A 9,386-nucleotide genomic window follows, 5' to 3' on the forward strand; every position below is an offset into this window, starting at 1 on the left:
CCTTCGGCAGCTCCTACAAGGGCGTGTCGTACACCTGTAGGAGCTGCCGAAGGCTGCGATCTTTTGATCTTTTCAGACCGGAAGGTGAATGCCGAAGGTGTTCATGCCCCCGTCACTGCGTACAAACACATCCCCGCCATGCATCAGCGCAATCGCCTTGACGATCGCCAGCCCCAAGCCGTGGTTATTGCCGCTGTTGCTGCGCGAGGCATCGACCCGATAGAAGCGCTCGAACAACCTCGGCAAATGTTCACTGCCAATCGGCGTCCCGGGATTGGCCACGCCGATGCTCACCTGATGTTCTTGAACCTCGATGCGCACTTCGATCACCTGTCCCGGTTCGGTGTGCTGCACCGCGTTGCCCAGCAAGTTGATCAGCGCCCGGCGCAAATGCGCGACCTCGATCTGGACCTGCGCATCGCCGCTGACCTGCACTTCAACCTGAGCGTCCTCAAGGATGAAATCCAGATAGTCCAGGGTCGTCGCCACCTCATCAGCCAGTGACGTCGAGGTCAGTTTGGTTGCCTTGTTGCCCTGATCGGCGCTGGCCAGGAACAACATATCGTTGATGATCGAACGCAGTCGCTCCAGCTCTTCGAGGTTCGATTGCAGCACTTCGAAATAGTGTTCGGCCGAGCGCCCGCGGGTCAGCGCGACCTGGGTCTGGCCGATCAGGTTGGTCAGCGGTGACCGCAGTTCATGGGCGACGTCGGCGTTGAACGACTCCAACCGCGAATAGGCCAGTTCCACCCGTTCCAGCGTCGAATTGAACGACTCGACGAACTGCTCCAGTTCCGGCGGCAACGGCGATAGACGCAAGCGCCCGGCGCGTAGTGGTGGTGCCAGGCGCTGAGCTTCCTGCGACAGTTTGATCAACGGCTTGAGGCCGATGCGCGCCACCCAATAGCCCAGCGCCGAAGCCATCAGCACACCGGCGATCGCCAGACCGATCAGTGCGATCAGCAGATTGTGCTGCGTCTCATGGAAGGTTTCGGTATCGATGCCGATCATGAAGCGCAGCGACGGGCGCTGGTCCTTGGCCGGCAACTCGGTCAGCAGCACTTTCAGGGGGTAGGGATGGTCGGCCAGATACAGGTCATGCATGCCCAGCGGACCCTGAGCGAAGGCCCGAATCGCGGCATCGGGTTGTCCATATTCGTAACCCGGATTACCACTGACCACCCAGAACCGGATGCGCTTGTCTTCTTCGCCGAGCAGCTTCAGCTTGGCGTTGATCTTCACCCAATGTTCCGGTGTGCCGAAGCGATTGAGCGCCGACTCGAGCACGCTGTAACGCGCATCCAGCTCAGCTTCCGGCAACAGCCCCAAGCCCTTGTCGACCTGTTGATACAGTGCGCCACCAATCAACAGAAACACCACGAGCGCCACCAGCGTGAACATCCCGCTTAAACGCAGGGCAATCGAGTTACTGGACACCACGGCTCTCCAGTACATAACCCATGCCGCGAATGGTGTGCAGCAGTTTTTCGTGGAACGGGCCGTCTAGTTTGGCGCGCAGGCGTTTGATCGCGACTTCGACGACGTTGGCATCACTGTCGAAATTGATGTCCCAGACCATCTCGGCGATCGCGGTTTTCGAGAGGATTTCGCCCTGGCGACGGGCGAGCACGCTGAGCAGGGAAAACTCTTTCGCGGTCAGATCCAGGCGCGTGCCGGCGCGGGTGGCCTTGCGGCTGATCAGGTCGATCCACAGGTCGGCGATGGTTACTTGCACCGGCTCATGACCGCCGCTGCGCCGGGTCAACGCTTGCAGGCGGGCGACCAGTTCGAGGAAGGAAAACGGCTTGCCGAGGTAATCGTCGGCACCGTCGCGCAGGCCCTTGATGCGGTCTTCGACGCGCTCGCGGGCGGTGAGCATGATCACCGGGGTCTGTTTGCGCGCACGCAACGCGCGCAGCACGCCGAAGCCATCGAGCCCCGGCAACATGACGTCGAGGACGATCACTGCGTAGTCGCATTCCAGCGCCAGATGCAGGCCTTCAACGCCGTCGCGGGCAAGGTCCACGGTGTAGCCCTGCTCGGTCAGGCCACGGTGCAGATAGTCTGCGGTTTTTTCTTCGTCTTCGATAATCAGAACGCGCATGACCGCCTCAGTCTGTGGTCGCCAATGCCGTTGCGGGCGTTGGGGCTGGTGGGTGTGAGTGCCGGTGAAACAGCCGTTCGAGCCATAAGTATATGACCGGGGTGGTGAACAGCGTCAGCATCTGGCTGACCAGCAAACCGCCGACCACGGCAATGCCCAATGGCTGGCGCAGTTCGGCGCCGGTGCCGTAGCCGAGCATCAGCGGCAACGCGCCGAGCAGCGCGGCGAGGGTGGTCATGATGATCGGCCGGAACCGGGTGATGCACGCTTCGAAAATCGCCTCTTGCGGCGCCAGTCCGCGCTGGCGCTGCGCCTCGAGGGCAAAGTCGATCATCAGGATGCCGTTCTTCTTGACGATACCGATCAGCAGCACCAGGCCGATCAACGCCATGATCGAAAAGTCCTGGCCACAGATCCACAGCATGATCACCGCGCCGAGGCCTGCCGCCGGCAATGTCGAAATGATCGTCAGCGGATGCACGAAGCTTTCATAAAGCACGCCGAGGATGATGTACACCGCCACCAGCGCCGCAAGGATCAGCCACGGCTGACTGGCCAGCGAACTCTGGAAGGCCTGCGCTGCACCCTGGAAATTGCCGCTGATCGCGGTGGGCATGCCGATCTCGGCCTTGGCCTGATTGAGCAGAATTACCGCATCGCCCAGCGCCACGCCCGGGGCGAGGTTGAAGGACAGGTTGGCGGCGGGGAACATGCCGTCGTGGGCAATCGACAGCGGGCCGATGGTCGGCGCGTCAAACCGGGCCAGCGCCGAGAGCGGCACCATTTCCCCGCTGAGCGGCGAACGCAGGTAGAAATAGTTGAGGCTTTCGGCCTTGCCGCGTTGCCTGGTGTCCAGCTCGAGGATCACGTTGTACTGGTTGACCTGAGTCTGGAATTCATTGATCTGCCGTTGGCCGAACGCATCGTACAGCGCCTCGTCGACATCGCTGGCAGTCAGGCCAAAACGCGCCGCTGCGCTACGGTCGATGCTGATGTGAGTGATGCTGCCGCCCAGTTGCAGATCATTGGAAATGTCGCGGAACGCCGGGTTGCTGCGCAGTTTCTCGGTCAGGCGCTGGGTCCAAGTGGCGAGGGTCGCGCCGTCATTGCTTTTGAGCACGTACTGGTACTGCGCACGGCTCGGGCCGGAGCTGAGGTTGATGTCCTGCCCTGCGCGCAAATACAGAACGATGCCGGGGACTTTCATCAGTTGCGGACGGATGCGGTCGATGAACTGGCTGGCGCTGACATCGCGATCGCCACGTTTTTTCAGGGCAATCCAGAAGCGCCCGTTGGCGATGGTCTGGTTGCTGCCGGAAACACCCACCGAATGGGAAAACGCCTGCACCGCCGGATCCGCCGCGACGATTTCCGCCATCGCCAAGTGTTTTTTCACCATGTCGCCGTAGGAAATGTCCGCAGCGGCTTCAGTGGTGCCGAGGACGAAACCGGTGTCCTGCACCGGAAAGAACCCCTTGGGAATGAAAATGTAGCCGGCAACCGCCAACGCCAGCGAGAGACCGAACACACCAATCATCAGTTTCTGATGGTCGAGGGCGCACCGCAGACCCTTTTCGTACCAGCCGAGCAGGCGCTCACTGAAACCGGGTTTGGCATTGGCATGATGCAGCGGTTTGCGCATGAACAGCGCGGCAAGGGTTGGCGCCAGCGTCAGCGACACCACCACGGAAATCATGATGGTGGACGTCGCGGTCAGGGCGAATTCCTTGAACAGCCGCCCGACCACACCGCCCATGAACAGCAGTGGGATGAACGCCGCTACCAGCGAGAAACTGATCGAAACGACGGTGAAGCCAATCTCGCCGGCACCCTTGATCGCCGCCTCGCGCATGTCATCGCCGGCCTCGAGATGGCGGTGAATGTTCTCCACCACGACAATCGCATCGTCGACCACGAAGCCGACCGCGACGACGATCGCCACCAGTGTCAGGTTGTTCAGGCTGAAACCGAGCACGTACATCAGGGCGAAACTGGCGATCAGCGAGACGCCGAGCACCGCCGAAACAATCAGGGTCGCCGACAACTGCCGCAGGAACAGCGCCATGACTGCGACCACCAGCAGGATCGCGATCAGCAAGGTGATCTCGACTTCATGCAGCGAAGCGCGAATGGTCTGCGTGCGGTCGATCAGGGTTTTCACCTGCACCGAGGCCGGCAGCATGGCTTCGAGACCGGGGAGGGCGGCTTGAATGCGGTCGACGGTCTCAACGATGTTGGCGCCGGGCTGGCGCGAGATCACCAGATTCACCCCCGGACGATCACCCGCCCACGCCTGCACGTAGGCATCTTCCGCACCGTTGACGACTCTGGCGACATCGCGCAGGTGAACCGGTGCGCCATCCTTGTAGGAAACGATGAGCTGGCTGTAGTCCTCGGGGTGGAACAACTGGTCGTTGGTCGACAGCGTCGAGATACTCGATTCGCCGTACAGCGCACCTTTGGCGAGGTTCAGACTGGTTTGCTGGATCGCCAGCCTGATGTCGGCCAGCGTCAGGCCAATCGCCGCGAGTTTGTCCGCCGACGCCTGCACGCGAATCGCCGGACGTTGCTGACCGGTGATGTTGATCTGGCCGACGCCGTCGATCTGACTGATCTGCCGGGCGAGCAGGGTTTCCACCAGGTCGCTGAGTTCGGTGCCGGGCATCTGTGTGGAGCTGACACTGAGGATCAGCACCGGGCTGTCGGCCGGGTTGACCTTCTTCCACGTCGGCAGCGTCGGCATATCCTTGGGCAGCTTGCCGGCGGCGGTGTTGATCGCCGCCTGGACTTCCTGCGCGGCGGTGTCGATGCTTTTGTCGAGGGTGAATTGCAGGGTCAGCAGGGTTGAGCCCAGCGCACTGCTCGAGGTCATCTGGGTCATGCCGGGGATGGCACTGAATTGCACCTCCAGCGGCGTCGCCACCGAAGACGCCATGGTGTCCGGGCTGGCGCCAGGCAACTGCGCCGAGACTTGAATCGTAGGAAATTCCGCTTCCGGCAGTGGGGCAATCGGCAAGCGCGGGAAGGCAATCGCCCCGACCAGCACCAGCGCGATCGTCAACAGGATCGTCGCCACCGGGTGATCGATGCACCAGGTCGAGATGCCTTTGTGCGAATTCATGGCTTCGGCTCCGCCTGCACCACTTGCGGCGGCTCACTCATGACTTGCACGCTCGACCCCGGCTTGAGCCGCGACTGGCCGTCGGTCACCAGCACGTCACCGGCGTTGACGCCTTTGATGATGTCCTGGCCGCTGCCCTGATACACCATCTGCACCGGCACCGCTTCGACCTTATCGTCCTTCACGCGGTAAACGAAGTGTTGTTCAAGGCCACGTTGTACGACGGTGGGCGGAACGACCAGCGCATCTTTATCCACAGCCGTCTGAATTTTTACCGTCACCAGCAAACCCGGCCAGAGCTTCTGGCTGGCGTTGGCGAATTCGGCCTTGGCGCGGATGGTGCCGGTGTTGGCGTTGATCTGGTTGTCGATCAGGGTCAGATGACCTTCGCCGAGCAGATTGCCGGTTTCGCCATCGGTGTCGGCGCCGATGTAGGCCTTGACCGGCGCGCGTTGCGGATCGTTGATCAGGCTCTGCAGGGTCGGCAGCATCTGCTGGGGCAGGGAGAACTCGACGGCGATCGGGTCGATCTGAGTCACGGTGAACAGTCCTTGAGTGTCGGTCATGCGCAGGAAATTGCCTTCATCGACCGTACGAATACCGACGCGCCCGGTGACCGGGGAGCGAATCTGCGTGTAGGACAGTTGCACCTGCGCCGCATCGATCGAGGCCTGATTGCCCTGCGCCGTGGCTTTGAGCTGATTGACCAGCGCTTGCTGCTGATCGAAGGTCTGCTTCGACACGCCGTCGTCAACGCTGAGCAATTTGTAGCGCTTGAGATTGACCAGCGCGACCTGCAGCTGCGCCTGGCTCTCGCCCAACTGCGCCCGGGCCTGATCAAGGCTGGCGCGGATCGAGCGGTCGTCGATGGTGGCGAGCAGGTCGCCTGCTTTGACCAGTTGACCCTCCTTGACCAAAATTTTCGTGAGGATGCCGTCGATCTGCGGACGCACCACCACACTGTGGAGCGAGAGCACCGAGCCGATGCCGCTGGTATAACGCGGCACGTCTTTGGCGCTGACCGTCACCACGCGCACAGGAATGGCGGTCGGGCTGGCCAGTTTGGCCGGTGCCGGTTTGAGCACAAACCACAGGCCGGCGGCTGCCAGCAAAATCAGGAGAGAGGCGAGCAGGATTTTATTTTTCTGAATGAACATGCGCGGCGCCGAAGTCTGGAGTTTGGGCAGATTGGCCAGTTATAAACCGGTCAGGCGGTCGGCAGGGTGACGGCTGGCTGTCAGGATTGTCAGTTTCCGATGTTAATTGCAGTAGCTGCGATTACGGTTGAGTTGATAAGTCCCTAAAAGGGACCTATCGTTCCTTTTTTGGGACTCTTCGGTTTGCGCCAGTGGAAAACCTTTCTTTAAGCGAAGCCCTGTTCACCGCCACCCAGCAAAAAGTATTGGGATTGTTGTTCGGCAAGCCTGACCAGACGTTCTACGCCAACGAAATTGTGCGCTGGGCGCAGGTTGGCAAAGGCGGGCTGATGCGTGAACTCGATCGATTGCAACGAGCCGGGATCCTCAGCATGACACGAGTGGGTAACCAGACCCATTACCAGGCCAACCCCGCCTGTCCTATCTACGCGGAGCTTCTGGGCATCACGCGTAAGACATTCGGTTTTGCCGAGCCTCTTCGTCAGGCATTAGAGCCGTTTGCCGAACAGATCACGTGGGCGTTCGTGTATGGCTCCATCGCCAAAAACTCGGCGAACACACTCAGTGACATAGATCTCATGCTGATTGGCGAAGGCCTGCACTACAGTGAGTTGATGGAGCGACTCATGCCGTTGGAGGAGCAATTGAGGCGTCCCATCAACCCGACGCTATACACCCCGCAAGACTGGGCCAGGAAGCTGGCGGCACAGAACAGTTTTGTCATGCGGGTGATGCAGCAGGAAAAAATCGATCTGTCAGGGGCAAACCCTTTGGAGTCCAAGGATGGGCAGCAACGAGAGTCTGGAGAATCTTCTACGTAGCGGTGTACTGAAAGCGGAGCCACCTGACCGCAAAGAGTGTGAGGGGCTGATGCGCTCGGCTCTGGATAGGCTCAAGGATGCGCACACCTGCACACTCTCGTTTTCCAGCCGGTTCGATTTGGCCTACAACGCCGCTCACGCGCTGGCGCTGACAGCTCTTCGCTTGAGTGGCTATCGATCGGACAAGCGCTATCTGGTATTCCAGTGTCTGATCCATACCACGCAAAGCAGTAAGGTTCAGGTGCGATTGTTTGCGCTGTGCTATGAGCGGCGGAATCTCGCCGAATACGAAGGCTATATGGATGAGGATGACGCGCTTCTTGAGCAGTTGCTGGAGAGCACCTCGCAATTGTTGAGTGACGTTCAACACCGCATGAACTGAAATATCATCACGCAGTGTCAGTACCAAGCAGCCATTCAGCGCATCGCGCAAATCTTCAGATGCCGAGCCAGAGCGCACAGGTATACTGCGCGCCTTTGCGGCTCACTGATCGGGCCGACTTTTTGTTCCCGGAGCTTTTATGACTTCCCCGACCCAACCGCCGGTTGACGACGCTGTGAGCGACGTCCCGGCTGACGTGGCTGATGCCAGCGAAACCAAGGCCGAGATTCCAGCGTTCAAGTTCCCGTTCAAACCGGGCGAGCTGGCATCGGCGAAAGGCTCGAATCAGCCGTGGTACAAGAATGGCGCGAAGAATGGCCACACCAAGACCCCAGGCATGGCGCCGCCGGGTACGCGTCGGTCGATGGGCAAGCGCTGACATCGGAAAGTGATGGTGCTTGTGCTGGCCTCTTCGCGAGCTCCCACAGGTTTTGTGTCTGGCGCAGATCCAGTGTGGGAGCGAGCCTGCTCGCGAAGGCGGCAGCCGCTACACCACAAATGTCAGATCAAGCCGCGCGCAATGAAATGAACGCATAAGTCTGCGCCGGTTCAGTCACCACTTGGCCTCCGGCTGCCAGCACTTGCCCGGCCACGTCATCACCTGACAAATGAAACAGCCACTCACTCGGCTGCGCCGCCAGCGGTTGCGCGCTTACTTGGTCGATCACCTGCGCAAACGCATCCATGTTCGGCAAATAAGCGGTAAACCCATCGCCCTTGAGCGCGGTAGTGCGAATCCCGAGCGTCGCGCAGATCGCATCCTTCAGTCTGATGTCATCCCGATCCGCCTGACGCGAACGCTGGATCAGCTCAACCAGTTCCCGATCAACCAACTCACCGCCCACGATCAGCTCCGGCCCCTGTTCCCAGGATTCTGGCGGGCAATCCTTGGCAGCGGGATTGAGCGGGATATGCGGATTGATTTCCGCCGGGTAAATCCGACACACCAGTGGACGCCGCTCGTAGATCCGGCAGCGCTTGTCGTCGTCAAGATTCCGGCAGGGGCCGACGTTGTAGGCGGCGAAAGTGATCGCCACATGAGCATCGGTAGCACCGCTGCGGACCATGGCTGAACGGCGCTCGGCATGTTCGCGCTGCTGCGCTGGCAGGCCCAGACCATTGCCGAGAAAGGCCTCGACCAGCACGATTACCTGACCGCCATCCGCCGCCCACATGCGGGCTTCGGCCAGCGTCAGCGGCACATGGTGGTCGGTGCAGCATTTGCCGCAGCCTACGCAGGAAAACGTCGTATTCATTGAGCGATCTGTCTTCAATCAGGGTGTGAAACGATGGCGGAAAACCATCGCACAGAACCCGATCGAAGCAAGGACTGCGCCACTCAGTGGGATTTTGTCACCGGGCGGATCGAATCCCACTCGGTGACGAACGCGGTTTTCGACTGTTTGTTGTACAGGCACAGCTCGCTGCCTTGCTGGCCTTTCATGTGTTTTTGCGGATACTGGCCTTGCAGCAGAACGGCGGTGTAACCGACGCGATCATCGAATTGCGCGGGCGTGCCGACCGGTTTGACGTTTTTCAGGCCGCTGGCCTTGGTGCAGCTGGCGAGCACGGTTTTGTCGTAGGCGGCCCAGGCGTCGGGGCTGGAGGCGTGGGCCTGGGAGGCGAGGGCGGTGAGGCTGAGCAGGGCGAGGGTGATGGCTTTCATGGTTGGGGCATCCTGGGTTATGGCCAAGGTTGGAGTATGCCTGCGGGTTGGAAGTTGCCTGTGTCGGCGCTATCGCGAGCAGGCTCACTCCTACAGGTTGGAATGCATTTCAAATGTAGGAGTGAGCCTGCTCGC

The 9,386-nt window shown here is 60.5% G+C and carries 9 protein-coding genes; 3 read left to right on the forward strand and 6 right to left on the reverse strand.

The genetic code is table 11. The features are described from left to right. Window positions 1-72: 72 nt before the first annotated feature. The 4 genes from DCO47_RS23090 to DCO47_RS23105 are packed head-to-tail and all read right to left on the reverse strand — an operon-like array spanning window position 73 to window position 6,382. Window positions 73-1,437 (reverse strand): heavy metal sensor histidine kinase, encoded by a 1,365-nt coding sequence (locus DCO47_RS23090; RefSeq protein WP_116658995.1) that lies wholly within the window; start codon window positions 1,435-1,437, stop codon window positions 73-75. After that, a complete protein-coding gene (locus DCO47_RS23095; RefSeq protein ID WP_042608367.1) occupies window positions 1,427-2,104 on the reverse strand; it encodes a heavy metal response regulator transcription factor in 678 nt (225 codons plus the stop codon). The genes DCO47_RS23090 and DCO47_RS23095 overlap by 11 nt, the downstream gene beginning before the upstream one ends. A gap of 7 nt (window positions 2,105-2,111) precedes the next feature. Continuing rightward, window positions 2,112-5,225: a multidrug efflux RND transporter permease subunit gene (locus DCO47_RS23100; protein ID WP_116658996.1), complete on the reverse strand. Its 3,114-nt coding sequence runs from the start codon at window positions 5,223-5,225 to the stop codon at window positions 2,112-2,114. After that, window positions 5,222-6,382, reverse strand: coding sequence for an efflux RND transporter periplasmic adaptor subunit (locus DCO47_RS23105; RefSeq protein WP_116658997.1), 1,161 nt, complete (start codon window positions 6,380-6,382; stop codon window positions 5,222-5,224). The genes DCO47_RS23100 and DCO47_RS23105 overlap by 4 nt, the downstream gene beginning before the upstream one ends. 191 nt (window positions 6,383-6,573) lie before the next feature. Between DCO47_RS23105 and DCO47_RS23110 the strand changes: the two genes are divergently transcribed. From DCO47_RS23110 to DCO47_RS23120, 3 genes are all read left to right on the forward strand, one after another. After that, on the forward strand, window positions 6,574-7,203 hold the full coding sequence (locus tag DCO47_RS23110) for a nucleotidyltransferase domain-containing protein (protein WP_064364308.1): 630 nt from the start codon (window positions 6,574-6,576) through the stop codon (window positions 7,201-7,203). Beyond that, window positions 7,166-7,585, forward strand: a complete 420-nt coding sequence (locus DCO47_RS23115; RefSeq protein ID WP_116658998.1) for a hypothetical protein — start codon at window positions 7,166-7,168, stop codon at window positions 7,583-7,585. The genes DCO47_RS23110 and DCO47_RS23115 overlap by 38 nt, the downstream gene beginning before the upstream one ends. Before the next feature lie 139 nt (window positions 7,586-7,724). After that, the gene (locus DCO47_RS23120; RefSeq protein WP_064364310.1) at window positions 7,725-7,964 is read left to right on the forward strand and encodes a hypothetical protein; all 240 of its coding nucleotides are present in this window, start codon (window positions 7,725-7,727) and stop codon (window positions 7,962-7,964) included. 127 nt (window positions 7,965-8,091) lie between these two features. On the opposite strand, the gene DCO47_RS23125 is transcribed toward DCO47_RS23120, so the two are convergent. Together DCO47_RS23125 and DCO47_RS23130 are read right to left on the reverse strand one after the other, a co-directional pair. Next, entirely contained in the window at window positions 8,092-8,841 is a 750-nt protein-coding gene (locus DCO47_RS23125) for a YkgJ family cysteine cluster protein (protein ID WP_064364311.1), read from the reverse strand. A gap of 83 nt (window positions 8,842-8,924) precedes the next feature. Next, complete coding sequence (locus DCO47_RS23130) at window positions 8,925-9,251, reverse strand: hypothetical protein (protein ID WP_042608361.1); 327 nt, start codon at window positions 9,249-9,251, stop codon at window positions 8,925-8,927. Window positions 9,252-9,386: the final 135 nt, after the last annotated feature.

The organism is Pseudomonas sp. NDM, assembly GCF_003105095.1.
Lineage (GTDB): Bacteria > Pseudomonadota > Gammaproteobacteria > Pseudomonadales > Pseudomonadaceae > Aquipseudomonas > Aquipseudomonas moraviensis_A.

Excerpts from the sequence above, each read along its gene's own strand:
- DCO47_RS23120 (WP_064364310.1), top strand. The coding sequence starts at position 7,725 with ATGACTTCCCCGACCCAACCGCCGGTTGACGACGCTGTGAGCGACGTC.
- DCO47_RS23115 (WP_116658998.1), top strand. The coding sequence starts at position 7,166 with ATGGGCAGCAACGAGAGTCTGGAGAATCTTCTACGTAGCGGTGTACTG.
- DCO47_RS23105 (WP_116658997.1), bottom strand. The coding sequence starts at position 6,382 with ATGTTCATTCAGAAAAATAAAATCCTGCTCGCCTCTCTCCTGATTTTG.
- DCO47_RS23125 (WP_064364311.1), bottom strand. The coding sequence starts at position 8,841 with ATGAATACGACGTTTTCCTGCGTAGGCTGCGGCAAATGCTGCACCGAC.
- DCO47_RS23095 (WP_042608367.1), bottom strand. The coding sequence starts at position 2,104 with ATGCGCGTTCTGATTATCGAAGACGAAGAAAAAACCGCAGACTATCTG.
- DCO47_RS23130 (WP_042608361.1), bottom strand. The coding sequence starts at position 9,251 with ATGAAAGCCATCACCCTCGCCCTGCTCAGCCTCACCGCCCTCGCCTCC.
- DCO47_RS23100 (WP_116658996.1), bottom strand. The coding sequence starts at position 5,225 with ATGAATTCGCACAAAGGCATCTCGACCTGGTGCATCGATCACCCGGTG.